Source organism: Gilliamella mensalis, assembly GCF_900103085.1.
Lineage (GTDB): Bacteria > Pseudomonadota > Gammaproteobacteria > Enterobacterales > Orbaceae > Gilliamella > Gilliamella mensalis.
Window position 1 is genome coordinate 100,138 of sequence record NZ_FMWR01000017.1, and the last position, 15,527, is coordinate 115,664.

Annotated in this window: 20 protein-coding genes and 1 tRNA gene; 11 read left to right on the top strand and 10 right to left on the bottom strand. The window is 33.0% G+C overall.

All coding sequences use genetic code 11. The features are described 5' to 3' along the window. Nucleotides 1-34: 34 nt before the first annotated feature. Genes BQ5209_RS10845 through BQ5209_RS09490 form a run of 3 tightly spaced genes read right to left on the bottom strand, consistent with a single transcriptional unit; the run spans nt 35 to nt 754 of the window. Nucleotides 35-358, bottom strand: a complete 324-nt coding sequence (locus BQ5209_RS10845) for a phage regulatory CII family protein (RefSeq protein WP_279626447.1) — start codon at nt 356-358, stop codon at nt 35-37. Next, the gene (locus BQ5209_RS10850) at nt 309-521 is read right to left on the bottom strand and encodes a hypothetical protein (protein WP_208610013.1); all 213 of its coding nucleotides are present in this window, start codon (nt 519-521) and stop codon (nt 309-311) included. The genes BQ5209_RS10845 and BQ5209_RS10850 overlap by 50 nt, the downstream gene beginning before the upstream one ends. A gap of 26 nt (nt 522-547) precedes the next feature. After that, a complete protein-coding gene (locus BQ5209_RS09490; RefSeq protein WP_085248445.1) occupies nt 548-754 on the bottom strand; it encodes a Cro/CI family transcriptional regulator in 207 nt (68 codons plus the stop codon). A gap of 101 nt (nt 755-855) precedes the next feature. Here BQ5209_RS09490 and BQ5209_RS09495 point away from each other — a divergent pair, with 101 nt between their 5' ends. Further along, nucleotides 856-1,482 carry a LexA family protein gene (locus tag BQ5209_RS09495; protein WP_085248447.1) on the top strand — a complete coding sequence of 209 codons (627 nt, stop codon included), beginning with the start codon at nt 856-858 and terminating at the stop codon, nt 1,480-1,482. Between the two features lie 592 nt (nt 1,483-2,074). Here BQ5209_RS09495 and BQ5209_RS09500 read toward each other — a convergent pair. Then, nucleotides 2,075-2,605: a super-infection exclusion protein B gene (locus BQ5209_RS09500; protein WP_085248449.1), complete on the bottom strand. Its 531-nt coding sequence runs from the start codon at nt 2,603-2,605 to the stop codon at nt 2,075-2,077. A gap of 220 nt (nt 2,606-2,825) precedes the next feature. Between BQ5209_RS09500 and BQ5209_RS09505 the strand changes: the two genes are divergently transcribed. The 7 genes from BQ5209_RS09505 to BQ5209_RS11075 all read left to right on the top strand — a co-directional run bounded on the left by BQ5209_RS09505 (nt 2,826) and on the right by BQ5209_RS11075 (nt 6,774). Next, entirely contained in the window at nt 2,826-3,350 is a 525-nt protein-coding gene (locus BQ5209_RS09505) for a hypothetical protein (protein WP_085248450.1), read from the top strand. Nucleotides 3,351-3,362: 12 nt separating this feature from the next. Further along, nucleotides 3,363-3,629 carry a hypothetical protein gene (locus tag BQ5209_RS09510; protein ID WP_085248451.1) on the top strand — a complete coding sequence of 89 codons (267 nt, stop codon included), beginning with the start codon at nt 3,363-3,365 and terminating at the stop codon, nt 3,627-3,629. 268 nt (nt 3,630-3,897) lie between these two features. After that, nucleotides 3,898-4,497, top strand: coding sequence for a 3'-5' exonuclease (locus BQ5209_RS09515; protein WP_085248452.1), 600 nt, complete (start codon nt 3,898-3,900; stop codon nt 4,495-4,497). Between the two features lie 59 nt (nt 4,498-4,556). Then, a complete protein-coding gene (locus tag BQ5209_RS10855) occupies nt 4,557-4,814 on the top strand; it encodes a hypothetical protein (protein WP_208610014.1) in 258 nt (85 codons plus the stop codon). Continuing rightward, nucleotides 4,747-5,892: a site-specific integrase gene (locus tag BQ5209_RS09525; RefSeq protein WP_208610015.1), complete on the top strand. Its 1,146-nt coding sequence runs from the start codon at nt 4,747-4,749 to the stop codon at nt 5,890-5,892. The genes BQ5209_RS10855 and BQ5209_RS09525 overlap by 68 nt, the downstream gene beginning before the upstream one ends. A gap of 317 nt (nt 5,893-6,209) precedes the next feature. After that, nucleotides 6,210-6,329 (top strand): integrase arm-type DNA-binding domain-containing protein, encoded by a 120-nt coding sequence (locus BQ5209_RS11070; protein WP_370737841.1) that lies wholly within the window; start codon nt 6,210-6,212, stop codon nt 6,327-6,329. Further along, nucleotides 6,313-6,774, top strand: coding sequence for a phage integrase central domain-containing protein (locus tag BQ5209_RS11075; protein ID WP_370737842.1), 462 nt, complete (start codon nt 6,313-6,315; stop codon nt 6,772-6,774). The genes BQ5209_RS11070 and BQ5209_RS11075 overlap by 17 nt, the downstream gene beginning before the upstream one ends. A 48-nt stretch (nt 6,775-6,822) precedes the next feature. On the opposite strand, the gene BQ5209_RS09535 is transcribed toward BQ5209_RS11075, so the two are convergent. Both BQ5209_RS09535 and BQ5209_RS10725 read right to left on the bottom strand, forming a co-directional pair. Then, nucleotides 6,823-7,113, bottom strand: coding sequence for an NINE protein (locus tag BQ5209_RS09535; RefSeq protein ID WP_085248454.1), 291 nt, complete (start codon nt 7,111-7,113; stop codon nt 6,823-6,825). A gap of 746 nt (nt 7,114-7,859) precedes the next feature. Further along, nucleotides 7,860-8,084 carry an EexN family lipoprotein gene (locus BQ5209_RS10725; RefSeq protein WP_306456148.1) on the bottom strand — a complete coding sequence of 75 codons (225 nt, stop codon included), beginning with the start codon at nt 8,082-8,084 and terminating at the stop codon, nt 7,860-7,862. 201 nt (nt 8,085-8,285) lie between these two features. Between BQ5209_RS10725 and BQ5209_RS09545 the strand changes: the two genes are divergently transcribed. Together BQ5209_RS09545 and BQ5209_RS09550 are read left to right on the top strand one after the other, a co-directional pair. Beyond that, on the top strand, nt 8,286-9,482 hold the full coding sequence (locus BQ5209_RS09545; RefSeq protein WP_085248455.1) for an ATP-binding protein: 1,197 nt from the start codon (nt 8,286-8,288) through the stop codon (nt 9,480-9,482). Between the two features lie 5 nt (nt 9,483-9,487). Beyond that, nucleotides 9,488-10,024, top strand: a complete 537-nt coding sequence (locus BQ5209_RS09550; RefSeq protein ID WP_085248457.1) for a hypothetical protein — start codon at nt 9,488-9,490, stop codon at nt 10,022-10,024. Between the two features lie 791 nt (nt 10,025-10,815). On the opposite strand, the gene BQ5209_RS09555 is transcribed toward BQ5209_RS09550, so the two are convergent. Further along, nucleotides 10,816-10,891: transfer RNA gene (locus tag BQ5209_RS09555), tRNA-Asn, on the bottom strand. 148 nt (nt 10,892-11,039) lie between these two features. On the opposite strand from BQ5209_RS09555, the gene BQ5209_RS09560 reads away from it, so the two are divergent. Beyond that, nucleotides 11,040-11,615 carry an LOG family protein gene (locus tag BQ5209_RS09560; RefSeq protein ID WP_085248459.1) on the top strand — a complete coding sequence of 192 codons (576 nt, stop codon included), beginning with the start codon at nt 11,040-11,042 and terminating at the stop codon, nt 11,613-11,615. Between the two features lie 62 nt (nt 11,616-11,677). Here BQ5209_RS09560 and fruA read toward each other — a convergent pair whose 3' ends face one another. Genes fruA through fruB form a run of 3 tightly spaced genes read right to left on the bottom strand, consistent with a single transcriptional unit; the run spans nt 11,678 to nt 15,520 of the window. Beyond that, nucleotides 11,678-13,369 carry a PTS fructose transporter subunit IIBC gene (fruA, locus tag BQ5209_RS09565; protein ID WP_085248461.1) on the bottom strand — a complete coding sequence of 564 codons (1,692 nt, stop codon included), beginning with the start codon at nt 13,367-13,369 and terminating at the stop codon, nt 11,678-11,680. A gap of 9 nt (nt 13,370-13,378) precedes the next feature. Beyond that, nucleotides 13,379-14,314: a 1-phosphofructokinase gene (gene fruK, locus BQ5209_RS09570; protein ID WP_085248463.1), complete on the bottom strand. Its 936-nt coding sequence runs from the start codon at nt 14,312-14,314 to the stop codon at nt 13,379-13,381. Continuing rightward, nucleotides 14,315-15,520: a fused PTS fructose transporter subunit IIA/HPr protein gene (fruB, locus tag BQ5209_RS09575; protein ID WP_085248465.1), complete on the bottom strand. Its 1,206-nt coding sequence runs from the start codon at nt 15,518-15,520 to the stop codon at nt 14,315-14,317. Nucleotides 15,521-15,527: the final 7 nt, after the last annotated feature.

Below are 15,527 nucleotides of genomic sequence, written 5' to 3' on the forward strand. Positions count from 1 at the left end.
TTTCGCAACCGACCGATAGCCTTCTGCAAAATTGCTATCGGTCACCCTTTCCAAAAATCATTTCAGTTATAACGATAATTTCACTCAATCTACATTGAATTGCATACGACGTAGCTTTTAATGACTTTTTCTCTTTTTTATCTAATATTCCATCTGCAGTAAATTCATTATGTTGCCGACAAAATTGACCCAGTTCTGCAATAAGATTATTAAATTTATTTAATAACTCGTCGTTATCAAATTCATTAAATTCAGGCAACTTAACAAAAACACCGCCTCGATATTTTGCAATTGCCTCTGTAATAACATTAGAATTGGCTTCTGCTTCCATTTCTAATATCATCCCCAGCGGTACCATTTGCCCATTTAATTGCCGCACACGATTGCGTAATGCATTTTCTGTACACTGACGTTGGATCTAGTCGTTTCGCCATTTCAGGGTACTTACCGTCAAATGATGTGATTAAATGATGAATTGCATCGGTTATCTCTTTCGGTGTTGGATAATTTCTATTGTCCACATTTACCTCTATTCTTGGTGGTTGTTTTAATTATGGTTTTCTTTATTTTGATAAAGGGTCTCATCAAATGCTAATTCCGAATTAGTTCTAAATGCGGCTTCAATAGCGCGATCCTTTGGAATTAACTTCTGAGGTCTTTTTTGCCACTGATAAAAAGCTTCCGGGCTAATATTAAAAAACTCGGCCACTTTTTTGGGTGTTTTAAAATATGAAATTAATTGATCTGTAGTCATAACTACTCCTTATTATCTAAGTTAAGTTAGATAACACTATCGAATTTAAACTAGATCAATAAAAACTAAGATAGATTAGAAAAAAATTTTTAGGTTTTATTATGGAAACAGTTGGACAAAGAATAAAGAAATTACGAAAAGAGAATAAAAAAACTCAGATTGAGGTAGGTAAATTTTGCAATGTTTCCGATGTTACGGTTGGATTCTGGGAAAGAGATGTAAATGAACCAAAAGGCAGAGCATTGCAATTATTAGCTAAGTTGTTTAATGTAGACATAAATTATATTTTATACGGATCATTAAATAATCTGTCACCAGTAAAATCATCAACTGTACAAACAGTTCCTTTACTATCGACAGTTCAAGCTGGGAATTTTACAGAACACATGATAAACAATAATGAAGTAGACGAATGGATCAATACTACATTTTCGATATCATCAGAATCATTTGCGCTTAAAGTTGTCGGGGACTCAATGTTAAACCCTTTGGGTAACCCAAGCATACCAGAGGATTCAATTATAATAGTAGATACTTTGCAGTTTGCAGACAATGGAAAAATAGTTGTAGCAAGAATTGATGGAACGGATGAAGTAACAGTAAAAAAATTAGTAATAGATGGACCAAATAGATATTTGATGCCGCTAAATCCACAATATAAAAGTATCCCAATTAATAATAATTGTGTAATTATCGGTGTCGTCAAAGGCGTTCAAATTGAATTATAAAAGGAGATTTTATGAAAAATATAGTTCTAAGATTAATATTGATAATCTTATCAAACAATATTTAGAACTTTCGAAATCTCAATAGTAAAAATAAAATGCAATAAGAAGTGACCACGCTTGGTCACTATTCTCCACGTCTTCTTTCGCTATGTTTTTCATAAAATAAGAACTTGTTGACTAAATTTCTAAGATAACTTAGAATTTAATTATTAATTTTACATAGCTCTTTAAAAATCAAAACATCTAATTAATTGTTCTTGTTTTCAGTTCGTCGTATTTGAAACCCGTTTCTGATTCCATGAATTCTACTGCTGAAATTGGATAACCGCATAAAGCGCATGAGATGCTTTTAACAAAAATAGCCTCATCATTTGGGTTTAGCTTAGGTTCATGTTCGAAAAGATATTCGTGGCTTTGGCATATAACACAACTGTGTTTTATTGTTTTAATCTCGTCCATAGTCTTAGATCAGTTAATCAGTTAATTAGAGTTATTCATTATAATAATAACACTGAATTTATATACAGTGTTTTTTTGATGAATTGTTTTGATAGTTCTTTAAAAATTAGGAACAGCATTAACCAAGTGTATTTTATTCGATAAATTCATTATAAATTTCGGTAATAATGCCTGCATAACTTGGATGTATATGGTAGATCATGGATAACAAGTGACGTCCTCTTAAATCACCTCCCAGCGGAATAATAATATTTTTGCTTTGCAATGATTTAACATACTGATCAGAGCCATCTAAGCTGAGCGAATTTGTGCGCTGGTGTACAAACATGAATAAGATTTTTAATTCATTTTCATCTAATTGATGAATTATTTTCTTGATATGTTGATCTCTGTTTTTTATTTTTATTTTTTGGTTCTTGTTTTTTAAAATTTTATTAAAAACCAAAACAACAGTATCAACAACCAAGTAACTGATGATAAAGAGCACAATATAAAACACTGTCTTTCCAGAAACAAATGGAACCTCTATATTTTCAATATATGTTATTACTGCCTTTGGAGTAAAAACACAACCACAAATAAACAAAAGAACGGTATACATAATTCGCCTTATTGATACTTTCCCTGTTACAAAAGAAAAAAGATGAGTAACCCATTCCGGCATGATTGAATATCCAAATTTACTGTTGTGGTAATTCAATTATACCAGATTCCTTGCTGTTGTGGTGACAAAAAGGACACTTGAGCCTAACAAGTATAAAGATAGGCACACTTAGTTAATGCAATTCCTGATTACAGAATGTTAGTGGAGTAAATCGTACGCTCTCGGAGTGCAGACCAGAGCGTTTTTAAAGATTTTTTTATAAACAACGTGGAGTATTAGTATGACTTGGATTACAACCCATTCAGGGTTAAATTTTGATTATCAAAACCCTACAGCCAATACAATCTGTATTGAAGATATCGCAAAAGGCTTATCTCATGAATGCCGTTACACTGGCCAGCTTGATAGATTTTATTCTGTAGCTCAACATTCTGTTGAATGTAGTTACGTTGTTGCCGATAAATTTAAATTAGAAGCATTGTTACATGATGCTGTTGAAGCGTACTGCAAAGACATCCCATCACCACTAAAAAAATTATTACATGATTACCGCCTAGTTGAAGACAAGGTTGATCAAGTTATCAGGCAAAAATTTAATTTGCCATTAACTATTTCTCCCGAAGTTAAACAAGCTGACCTTATTTTATTAGCAACTGAGCATCGTGATATAGCTAATGATGGCAAAGAATGGCCAATGCTAAAAGGTATTCCATTGCTTGAGAGAAAAATAGAGCCAGTGCCAAGTGGCATTGCTTATAACCGCTTCATGCGTCGGTTTTATGAGTTGATCAAACAGGAGATGTAAAAATGGCAGAATATGGCGGGCGTTATTTGTCGAGATCAACTAAAACGCGAATATTTAAAAACAGACACATTTATAACGGCTAATGAGTATTTTACATCTGAACTATCTGATTATCTGGTTGAGTTTCAAGCTGATCTTTGGGAAACGGCCAACCCATTACATAGATTAACTCAATTCTGGTTAGCTACACCAAATAAAACTGAAATTACAGAACAAGTTGTCATGAAAATGATTAATAGTAAAAAAGGTTTTAATAATTTTATGACTGGGCATGAATAAAATCATATAGTTAACAGAAGATCAATTATTGGAAATAGCTGGAAGTTACGATCGTGAAAAACCACCAACCACTGAGATGGTTATGGCTGTCGAAATACTAAATCGTAGAGCAGAAATTAGGTTAATAAAAAGTAAAGTTTATTCAACAAAACAAAGAATAGATAACGATATTAAAGAACTATATTTAGATTTAGAACGACTATAAAGCATGGAACAAGCGATTGAGGGCTGAATATGACTAGATATAGCAAACAAGGAAAAAATTAAAATGACAATTAATACAGTTATTATTGATATTGAAACATTAGATACAAAACCGACGGCAATTATATTGTCAATTGGAGCGTTTGCATTTGATAGATTTAATTTAAATGAAACGTCAGAAAAAATAGAAATGGTTGAAATTTCAGGTTGTTACAGTGATCATCATCTATACCTGTCATGTGACCTGCCAGACCAATTATTTTATTCCAACCGAACGATCAGCAATGAAACGCTAGAATGGTGGAGATCTCAAGTTGATAAAAAAATTGCATTCCCTGTACCAGGGCATTCTCACTTAGAAGAAGCTCTTAAGAAATTAATATCTAAAATAAATGAATGGAAAAAAATTAACCCTGATATTGCATTTTATTTTAGAGGAACAAATTTTGACCCGATTATTTTAGAAAATGCATTCAATGAATATTCATTACAAACGCCGTGGTTATATTACCAAGTCAGAGATGTTAGAACATATATTGACGCATTAACACGAACAGCAAAAGGAAAAATTGAAGACTATACGCCGTCATTTAATTTTTTAAAACATAACGCACTACATGATGCAATGTTCGATGCAGAGCAAATGTGTTTGGTTTCAAAATAATTGTTAAGTTGCAGATAACAATTATTTAATAATTTTGTGGAGTAAAAGGAGTGCAAAAAATGATACGTTATTTACCAATTTCTAAATATTGTAGTGAATATGGCGACACGGTAGGTGCTGTTGATAAAAGGCTAAAACGAGGCATTTGGGCTTTCGGAGTACATGTTTTCCGTGTTGAAGGTATAAAAGAACGTCAGGTAGATATAGTAGCGGTTGATGAATGGAAAGGAAAGGAAAGGAAAAGCAAAAATGTCGCGTGGTGTAACAATTCGAAAACACGCAAACGTTCAAACATTAATTATCACATTTACATTTAAAGGTGTTTGTTGTCGTGAACCGCTACGTGGACTACCCGTTACCCCATCAAACATAAAATATGCAGAACGACAAAGAGGTGAAATATTAAATAGTATTGAACGAGGAACTTTTAATTATGCTGATTTCTTTCCAAAGTCAAGTAAGCTGAAAATATTTGGCTATTCAAGTAAAGGATTAAAAGTTAAGAGCTATTTAGATAGTTATTTATCTTTATGTGAAAAACGTAAGTTATCTCCATCAACGATCAACGGCTATCAGAAGTGCATTAATGCACTTCATGATCTTCATGATATTTGCATAACCGAATTAACACCAGGAATTATAAAAAATTGGGTACAAGAACAAACAACATCAATTAAGACTAAACGTAATAACTTATCTTACCTTAAGTCATCTCTTGATGATGCTATTATTGATGGGATAATTTCTATTAATCCCGTTCAGTCTGTATCAGTATCTAAATATCATGACAAAAGCACAGAGCAAGATAAAAGTGATTACGTTGTTGATCCGTTCTCGCCAGATGAGGTTAACACAATATTACAATGTTGTAGCAATGAACAATGGGAAAATTTATTTAGGTTCGCTTTAGCAACAGGCATGAGGTCAAGCGAGCTTTGCGCATTAAAATGGAAAAATATCGACTTTATTAAAAACAAAGTACATGTAAATTCTGCTCGAGTAGTTGGAGTTGAAAAAGGAACAAAAACAAAAGCAGGAACTCGTATTATTGATCTGGATAACAATGCATTAATAGCATTAGCTAAACAAAAGAAATTTAGTTTTTTACATAATGAGTATGTTTTTTTGGATCCAAAAACAAATAAACAATGGGAGGGGGCTGATGCAATACGAAAAAAAGCTTGGGTACCAGTGTTAAAACGATCTGGAGTACGCTACCGCAACCCGTATCAAACTAGACACACGTTTGCAACATATCATCTAAGCAACGGCGTTAATCTATTTTGGTTAGCAGAGCAAATGGGGCATAAAGGTCCAGAAATGTTATTCCGGCATTACGGTTCGTACCTTGAATCATACGACGGTAATACATCAATCAAAAAAGCATCAAAATAAAATGCACGTCTAATGCACGCAAAAAACAAATAAAATAAAAAATCATTATTATTTATATTGATATTAAAATCTAGACGCGGGTTCAACTCCCGCCAGCTCCACCACTATATTGTTCATTAAAATTCACCAACTATTATTAATTCATTATAATTCAAATGTTTTATAGTGTTTTTTATGTCAATGAGTATTACGTTAATTCAATGACAATCAATAGTTTTAGTTATATAATTGGTTATACGCTAAAAACACAACATCAACGTATAGCTATAAGTATATAACTATGGCACGTATAACTACACCACTCACAAATACTAAAAATCAGAACAGCTAAGTCCTTAGAAAAAGATTATACTTTATCTGATGGGAATGGTTTGTATTTACTTGTTAAATCAATAGGTACAAAGATTTGGCGTTTTAATTATATCGGCCACCTCTAAAGTAAGAGCCCTTGTAAGTTTTGGATCATATCCTGAAATTAGTTTAGCTGATGCTAGACTAAAAAGGGATGAAGCAAAACAATTACTTGCTAAAGGAATAGATCCTCAACAATATAAAAAAGATCAACTAAAACTACTTAGAGATGAACAGAATAATACTTTTGAAAAGGTTGCTACTGATTGGTTTAAATTAAAATCTTCATCTAATTTCAAAGCTGCTACATTAAAAGATATTTGGCGTTCTTTAGAATTACATGTACTACCTTATGTAGGTAGTATTGCTATCACAGAAATTAAAGCAAGAGATTTTATAAATGCTCTTGAACCAATTAAACAACAAGGAAAGCTAGAATCTATTCGACGAATATGCCAACGAATCAAAGAAAAAATAACCGTCACAGATTCTCATAAAGCGATTTTTGATAAAACGCCTTATGAGCTTTAGTGGATTATTTTTATAATGAAATGCAAACACAGAGGTATTTTCTGCGCATTATGCACCCTTTTCGTCTATAGCATGAGTTGACGGTTGAGCGTGCGGAGCATTGTTAATTTGAATTGAAATATTATTTGGTGACTGCTGATTATATTTACTTTTATAGATGCAATTAGCATAATCAACCATACTGCTAGTTAGAAAAATATCTACAATCCATCCAATACCGAACAAACCAAAAGTAAATAACCAAATAAAACCAGAAATCCATTTACCACAGTACATTCGATGGATTCCTCCAACCCCCAAAAAGAACCACAATAAATAAGCAACACCTTTACTTTTCATAAGTATCTCCATTTTTATAATTAAATGATGTTATCCAATAACAATTAATAAATTTTTTAACGAATCTTTATTGATATCTGATCACTGACTAAGCGTTTTTTTAGTTTTGTGATTATATCTGCTGATGCCATGTTTACGCTTTTTTATTTATAGTGCAAACATTGAATTATCTAGACATATACTTTTGCATGATATCACTTATTAAAACAATATTATAGTAAATTAAGCCGATTATCAACATAGTAATAGTCTCTAGTTTATTTCGTTTCATTTTTAAGTAATGATAAACGTTTGGTGTCAACGTGTAGCATTTCGCCCAGATAGGTTTTGTTATAGCGTTTAGCTTGCCATCTTAATTTATCTTCAATAGATTTTTCAACTTTAACCAGACGTTTAATACCATATAACTGATAGTTTTATAACGTTCATTCTTACTGGTTAAAGGGACAAAAAGCTTTAATCGAGCTTTCTCTAGTACGTTATAAATGGTCGGGCGACTAACCATAAAGCATTTAGCCAAATCAGTGATGGTTATTTTTTCTTTATGATATAAACGCCATATCTCTTGTCTGTGATAAGGCGTTAGTTTTATTTTTTTATGTATATTCATTACAGTATTCTCTCTAATTACTGTAAACAATGCGAGGAACTCCAACAGATAATGAAAAACAGAAAAGTAATAAAAAGATGGATCGAGATTATTAACTATTATGTGATCTTTACAGATCACTTATTTAAAATTTTGGTTATTTTTTCTCACCGTAATTAGGGAAAATACTATTGAGATTATGATTTGCCGCAGATCTTGCATTTTCACATGCTTGTGAATTTTTATCTATTTCACCATTATGGCATTTTTTTAAAAATACTTTAAGTTCATCTTGATGTTGTTTCCAGCATTTCATCGTTTTAATATCCTCACTACAGGCAAATAAAAAAATTGCTAAATCCAAATTTCTTATACAGAACAATTGACGCTCATTGAACGATATAAACGATCAAAAATAATGATGAACAAATTCTATTAGTTTTATATCGAATATATTTTAAAAAATATGAAATTTAGGGTAAACCACAAATTTTGATACAATCACATTTATTATTTATTATTTATTGTTTATTTATAATAAATAAATTAGAATTAATTTATATTCCGATATTAGGAAAATATAATGATATTTACTAGATTGAAAATCGATAATCTATTCAGTTTCAAAAATGCAGAACTTGAACTAAGTTTTAAACGTAAACCTACTTTTCCGACTATAGATGGTGAACATATTTTAGGAAGAGAAAATTATTATTTTAAAAAAGTTTGCATTTTATCTGGAACTAATTCAAGCGGTAAAACCTCTGTTGGAAAAATTCTTTGCGATATACAAAATTATATTTTGCAAAATCATCCATTACAGTCTGGAGATAAAATTTACAATAAAAGTAAATTCGGTGTTATTGAAGTTGATTATGCTACTACAACGCCTAAGCCCTATGCACACAGGCTTAAAATTGAAATCACTGAAAATAATGTAATAAATAATATTCTTTATGTCAATTCACCTATAGGTAAAAACGATAGCTGTTTTCAGCTAAGAAAAAAAATTGACAAAATAATTTTAAATAAAGAAGCACCTAGAGGAGCTTGTTTTTTTAAAAGAGATGGCTCAGAAGTCATTAATTTCCCCTTTGAATTTATTAAAAAACATGGTGTTAATGGTTGTTGGTATTATTTATTCTCTGAAAATGACGAGACTAGTATTCCTATTAGAGATACTTTTGATTTAAAAATTATGAAAAGTATTTTGTCTTCTTTTGATTATACAATTGAAAAAGTAGTAGAAATAGCAATAAATGGCTCAGGTAAAAAGAAAGAGAAAAAAGAGGTAACTGGACACAGAATATATTTTAAAAATGGAGATGCGGTTGATATTAATGACAAAGGTGATATAACAAATAATAAAAATCGATTATCTAAAGGGACTTATGATGCAATAAAAATAGCCTCATTAATAGGGAAAATTGGACAGGAAAAAGAGTTTTGTGATAATGATGTTACGTGTGCAACTTACTATTTAGATGAGAAAATGTCGTACTCTCATTCTGAACTTGAAGTTTCAATTATTAATTTAATTATTAGTAAAATGGGAAGAAATTGTCAATTTTTTTATACGACTCACAATTATGAAGTTTTAGACTTAAATTTGCCAATTCATTCATTTACTTTTTTAGTAAAAGATTCTGGTAATTCTTTCTTTATTGAAGCTCAGGAAAAATACAAAAAAAATGATAGAAATTTAATTAATCACATTAAAAACAATTTTTTCAAGACTCTCCCATCTACTAATGAACTAGAAAGATTAATAGAGGATTAGTTTCTATGAGCTATTGTTTTGTTGAAGGTGAGTGTGAGCAAAAACTTGTTCAGGAACTTATATCTAGTAAAAAAATAAAATTGTCTCATATTAAAAAAATCAATATGTGGGAGTCTGCTATCGAAAGACATTTAGTCCAAATTAAAAGAAATGACAAAATTTTTGTGATATTTGATACTGATGTTATTACTCCGAAGCGGAGCGATGTTTTTATAAACAATCTTAGAAAGCTTATAAAAAATGGAAATAAAATAGTATTATTAGAACAAAATACTAATTTTGAGGATGAGTTATGCCATTGCTTAGCTCTAAAATTACCTCTTTTATTTGCAAGTTTTCATGCTCAAGGAAAGAATGAATTTAAAAAGAAATTTATAAATAATTCAACCCTTATAAAAAAATTAACAGATTTAAATATAAAATGGGTGGGATTGTGGGATAGAGGTGTATTTCATCCAAACCTTACGAATACTATACGTAAAAATATAAGTGTGGGAAACTTTTTAAGTTTACAAAATAGTAAAAATTTAAGCCTTTTTTAGAAAATTAATATTTTCTCATATGTATTAACCGTGAATTTTGCTGACATAACCATGTTGAAAAGTTATTGGTGGCTAGCCTCCAACAAATTTTCAACATTTATTCACCATTACTACACAATCGAAAAATCAACATCGGCGTTTATTTTTAATTTGCGCTCCGCGCTCAAGTAGTAATAAATTTTTTATTTTTTTAAGCCCAACTAAGATTATTTTTTCAAGAAAAGTTTAATTTTTATTAAAAAAATAATAAAGGAACAAATAAAGGGAATTACTTATTATGAATTGTGAAAAGTTCAATGATAATAATGGGTTGTTTACATTAATTCAACTCCCAGTAGCCCCACTGTAAATATTCACCAAAAATAGTACAGCAAAAAATAGAAAATAATCTATTATAAACCTACTCGTGTATTGATTAATTCAGAGGAATTATTATCATCATTATAGTTGGATGCAGTTTTGGACTTTTTAAATTTTAACGAAAAATAACTATAGTGATAGTGGCTGGGCAAAGGGGGGATGTGAATCTCTTTTTTTGCGTAATTTATTTAATAATAATTAAGCTTTAATTCGTTATTGATTTTATCTCATCGCTATTTTATTCAACTAATACAAGGTACTATCTGCTAAAATCAAACCACTTAATAAATTAAAAAAACAATTAAATCAAATAGATATTTTATAGTGGTAACAGTTTTTTGCATTTGTAGCAACAATGAATGAGGTGACTAAGTAAATATTTTACTGACATAAAAAAACCTGCTATAAGCAGGTTCTAAGAATTCTAAAATTGGCTCCTCCAACAGGACTTGAACCTGTGACATACGGATTAACAGTCCGCCGTTCTACCGACTGAACTATGGAGGAACACTTAACAGGCAGAATATTAACTATCTATAACAACAATGTCAATCTATAAAACACCAAATAGAATCAACTGCTCAGCTTGTAAGCAAATCAGGCGATTACTGTGTTAAAATAATGAGTAAGTGACATAACAGGTAGAATAAAATTGATGAAAAAAAATATTTGTGTTTTTTGTGGTGCAAGTGAAGGAAGCCGCCTAGAATACCGGACTCATGCTGAACAATTAGGTAAAATATTAGCGGAGCAACACAGGCGTTTAATCTATGGTGGTGGTAATAAAGGCTTAATGGGTATTATTGCTAATGCAGTCTTAGCTCATGGAGGCGAGGTGATTGGTATTATCCCTGAACGTTTAGTCAAAGCCGAAACGGCTCACCACGGTATCACTCGTTTAGAAGTGGTAGATAATATGCATCAGCGCAAAGCAAGACTGTCTGAACTTGCCGATGGCTTTATTGCAATGCCGGGCGGAACAGGTACGCTAGAAGAGGTTTTTGAAGTCTGGACGGGTATGCAAATTGGTTATCACGAAAAGCCGGTTGCTTTATTTAATCCAGCTGAATTTTGGCAGCCTATGCTCAATTTTTTACAACATGCTGTGAACGAGGGGTTTGTTCGAGATAGTTTTTATAAAACATTAATCGTTTCGGAAGATCCGAAATTGATGCTACAACAAATAGATCACTTTATTCCTAGAGATTTACAACGTTGGATAAAAAAATAACGTATTGATGATAAAAAAAGCGCCATCATTTGATGGCGCTTTTTTTTATTTATATTTCAGAATTAAGCTACAGTTGTAGATTCTAACTCTGGTTGTTTAATAAGTGCATAAGCTACACCAGCAATAACAGAACCAGCCACAATAGATAACAAGTAGCCACCTACTGGTTTAACCACGCCAGGAATGGCTAAAGCAAATAACCCTCCATGTGGCGTCATTAATGTTGAACCAAAAGCTAACGCCATGCCACCTGTAATTGCGCCACCGATGATACAACATGGGATTACACGTAAAGGATCGCGAGCAGCAAATGGAATTGCCCCTTCCGAGATAAAGCATAAACCTAATACCAATGAAGCTTTACCACTTTCTTGTTCAGTTTTAGCAAATTTTTTGCTTGCAATGAGTGTTGCAATGCCCATCGCTAAAGGTGGAACCATACCGCCCGCCATAACTGCCGCCATTGGGGCATAAACTTGTGCTGAAATTAAACCTGTACCAAATGCATAAGCAACCTTATTAATTGGCCCACCCATATCAGTACACATCATTCCGCCTAAAATAGCCCCCAATATAACAGCATTGGCTGTACCCATTGAATTTAACCATACTGTTACAACGTTCATTAACCATGCAATCGGGGTACCAACAATAAATTGCATCACAAGACCTGTAATAAGCGTTGCAAATAGTGGTACGATTAGTATTGGCTTTAATGCCTCTAGCGTTTTTGGTAATGGTAAATATTTTGTGATTAATAACGCCAAATAACCTGCAAAATAACCAATAATAATCCCACCTAAAAAGCCTGCGCCAGTCGATACGGCAAGTAAACCACCCACAAGCCCCGGTGCAAGCCCAGGTCTATCCGCAATAGAATAAGCAATATAACCTGAAAGCAATGGCACCATCAGTGAGAAAGCAAGCCCTCCAATTTGAGCTAAATGCGGTTCACCAATTAATTTTTGCACCCCGTCAACCATTTCAAACGAACCAAAAGCAAATGAAAGCGCAATAATCAAACCACCTGCAACCACCATTGGTAACATGTAAGATACGCCGGTTAATAGATGTTGATAAACACCTTTTTTATCATTGCTTGATTCAGTTTTTGCAGCATTTGCTGGCTGATAAACCGTTGCTTCTTCAAATGCTTTATCAAATTCTTGTGCTGTTTTTTTCAGGGCTGGTCCTGTTTTGGTGCGATAAAGTTTTTTACCTGTAAATTTGCTTAAGTCGACATCGATATCGCAAGCTGCGATAACTACATCGGCAGAAGCGACTTCTTCTGGTGTTAATTCATTGCCAACACCGACTGAACCACGAGTTTCAACTTTACACCACCAACCCCGTTTTTTGGCTTCTTCTTCAATCGCTTCTGCCGCCATAAAGGTATGTGCAACCCCGGTTGGACAAGCAGTAACAGCAACAATGCGTTTTATACCATTATTTGGCGTTGATGTTGGTGCCTCCTCAGCAGATTGTTCATAAACACTCGCTTTACTTTGTGCATCAGTTAAAATCTGTTTTGGATTAGCAAAAAGCTGATTTAAGTCTTCAACAACATACACTTTTTTACCCACCACTGATTTATCACTAATGGTCCCCGAACCGACAGCAACAATAACATCTGCTGATGCCGCATTTTCAACTACGTTTAAATTTAAGGCATTTGCCGCTAAAGCTAATTCTGCTTTAGCTAAACGTCCATTAACTGGACCTGCATGACTACCTTCAATAATATATATATTCATGAATACTCCTTATGCAGCAATTATTTCAATTTTTTCTAGCATATTATTTACAGCTTGGCGCTCAGCGATACCCACACCAGCCTGTCCAACCGATAAAGCTGCAACACTTGATGCAAATACTAAAGTGTCTTTAATTGATTGCTCAGTGATTAAACCATATATTAAACCAGCGACCATTGAATCACCGGCACCCACAGTGCTAACTACTTGGCATTTAGGTGGTTTTGCTAACCATGCTTCATTTTTAGTGACCCATAATGCACCTTTACTTCCAAGCGAAATAATGACATTGTCAACGCCACCATTAACTAATTCCATAGCAGCATTTTTTACATCATCGAATGTAGATAATTTGCGACCTATCCACATTTCGAGCTCTTTATCATTTGGTTTGATTAACCATGGTTTTGCTTTTAATCCTGCGACCAATGCATCTCGACTACTATCGAATACAATTTTTGGACAAATCGCTTTAACTTGTTCCATCCAATTTGTAAATTTATCAAGTGATACTCCAGCAGGTAAACTACCGCTAATAGCAACCATATCAATGTCTTTTAACCATTCAAGCGAGTTTTTTACAAAGCTTTGCCAGTCTTGCTCACTAATAGTAAAGCCAGAAAAATTTAGATCGGTCACTTCGCTATTTTCTTCGGTTAATTTGACATTAATACGTGTACGACCGTCAATTGTTTCAAATTTATCAACCACATTTAATGATTTAAATAATAAATTAAAGCCATCACGGTTTTCTTTACCTAAAAAACCACCAACAGTTAATTGAACATCTAAATCCGACAAAACTTTAGCAACATTGATGCCTTTACCAGCAGCTAGTAATGCATTGGTTTGAACTAAATTAACATCGCCAAGCTCTACTTTTGGGCAAAAACCTAAAAGATCATAAGCAGGATTTAAGGTGATTGTTGCAATACGATAAGTCATTTAAACACCCTCACCTAAACCGCTTTCAATCGCTTTGCCAATTGCTTCAAGCGCTTGTTCGGCATCGTCACCAACGGCGGTAAATTGTAATCGACTGCCTTTTTTGGCACCTAGCGCAACAATTTTCATTAAGCTCGTTGCACTTACTGCTTCACCTTTACCATCTAAATTAGCAACGGTGACTTTACTGTTAAATTCTTTAACGAGTTTAACTAAAACAGACGATGGACGAGTATGTAAACCATTCTCGTTAGGAATAATAAATTCTCGACTTAATGATTCATTATTCGATTCAGTAGCTGTCGACTCATTTGTAGAGGTCGATTGCATTTCTGATTTATCAGCACCTCCTGTCGTTTCAGAGCCAGATAAAAGAAGATTGATAAACCCATCGCTATTTGCTGATAATAGTAATGCTAATTTTTGGTTAAACACTAAAGTTGCAATGTTATTTACAACGTCAGAAACAGAATCATCAACGACTGACATGGTGATAAGTAACTTAACTGGCTTACCATCTTCATTAAGATTACTAGTGGTACGACTAATTGCTATAGCATTTTTTAAATTACCTTCTTTACTATCATTTAACCAAACACCATCACCTAGATAAGTAGGTTTATTATCTAATACTTCAGTAATAAAACTTGTATTGACAGCATTTTGCTGTTTTAAACGCGATGCATTTAATGCTTGTAGTGTTGATAAACTATCAGCAGGAATATCCAATAATAATGCAGATTCATTTACTGTGAATTGACTATCTTCTAGACTTGTTTTGCCGGTTAAAATGGCAATTGCTTCGTCCGCCGATTGAATTTTTCTGATGCGCTCCTCTACCCCATCAGCCCCAAGTACGTGAGTTAGTTGACGAAGTAATTCTAGATGCTCATCAGAGCTTGCTGCAATACCAATTGCAAGATAGGCCTTTTCACCATCATCCCCCCATTCAACACCATTAGGAAAACAAAATACTTGTACCCCTGTTTTTTTGACCAAATGACGTGTTTTTGTTGTGCCATGGGGAATAGCAAGACCGATACCTAAATATGTCGCCGCTTGAGCTTCTCGTTCAAGCATGCCATCGACATAACCTTCTTCAACAAATCCTGCACTCGTTAAGGCTGTAGCAATTTTTTTTATCGCTTCAGTTTTATTGGTAGCTTGTTCATTTAAATGAATGTTTTCTTTAACTAAATGAAACATATAATAA

Excerpts from the sequence above, each read along its gene's own strand:
- fruA (WP_085248461.1), bottom strand. The coding sequence starts at position 13,369 with ATGAATATATATATTATTGAAGGTAGTCATGCAGGTCCAGTTAATGGA.
- BQ5209_RS09510 (WP_085248451.1), top strand. The coding sequence starts at position 3,363 with ATGGCGGGCGTTATTTGTCGAGATCAACTAAAACGCGAATATTTAAAA.
- BQ5209_RS09550 (WP_085248457.1), top strand. The coding sequence starts at position 9,488 with ATGAGCTATTGTTTTGTTGAAGGTGAGTGTGAGCAAAAACTTGTTCAG.
- fruB (WP_085248465.1), bottom strand. The coding sequence starts at position 15,520 with ATGTTTCATTTAGTTAAAGAAAACATTCATTTAAATGAACAAGCTACC.
- BQ5209_RS09495 (WP_085248447.1), top strand. The coding sequence starts at position 856 with ATGGAAACAGTTGGACAAAGAATAAAGAAATTACGAAAAGAGAATAAA.
- BQ5209_RS10845 (WP_279626447.1), bottom strand. The coding sequence starts at position 358 with ATGGTACCGCTGGGGATGATATTAGAAATGGAAGCAGAAGCCAATTCT.
- BQ5209_RS10855 (WP_208610014.1), top strand. The coding sequence starts at position 4,557 with ATGATACGTTATTTACCAATTTCTAAATATTGTAGTGAATATGGCGAC.
- BQ5209_RS09505 (WP_085248450.1), top strand. The coding sequence starts at position 2,826 with ATGACTTGGATTACAACCCATTCAGGGTTAAATTTTGATTATCAAAAC.
- BQ5209_RS09525 (WP_208610015.1), top strand. The coding sequence starts at position 4,747 with ATGTCGCGTGGTGTAACAATTCGAAAACACGCAAACGTTCAAACATTA.
- BQ5209_RS09535 (WP_085248454.1), bottom strand. The coding sequence starts at position 7,113 with ATGAAAAGTAAAGGTGTTGCTTATTTATTGTGGTTCTTTTTGGGGGTT.
- BQ5209_RS09490 (WP_085248445.1), bottom strand. The coding sequence starts at position 754 with ATGACTACAGATCAATTAATTTCATATTTTAAAACACCCAAAAAAGTG.
- BQ5209_RS09515 (WP_085248452.1), top strand. The coding sequence starts at position 3,898 with ATGACAATTAATACAGTTATTATTGATATTGAAACATTAGATACAAAA.
- fruK (WP_085248463.1), bottom strand. The coding sequence starts at position 14,314 with ATGACTTATCGTATTGCAACAATCACCTTAAATCCTGCTTATGATCTT.
- BQ5209_RS09560 (WP_085248459.1), top strand. The coding sequence starts at position 11,040 with ATGAAAAAAAATATTTGTGTTTTTTGTGGTGCAAGTGAAGGAAGCCGC.
- BQ5209_RS09500 (WP_085248449.1), bottom strand. The coding sequence starts at position 2,605 with ATGCCGGAATGGGTTACTCATCTTTTTTCTTTTGTAACAGGGAAAGTA.
- BQ5209_RS09545 (WP_085248455.1), top strand. The coding sequence starts at position 8,286 with ATGATATTTACTAGATTGAAAATCGATAATCTATTCAGTTTCAAAAAT.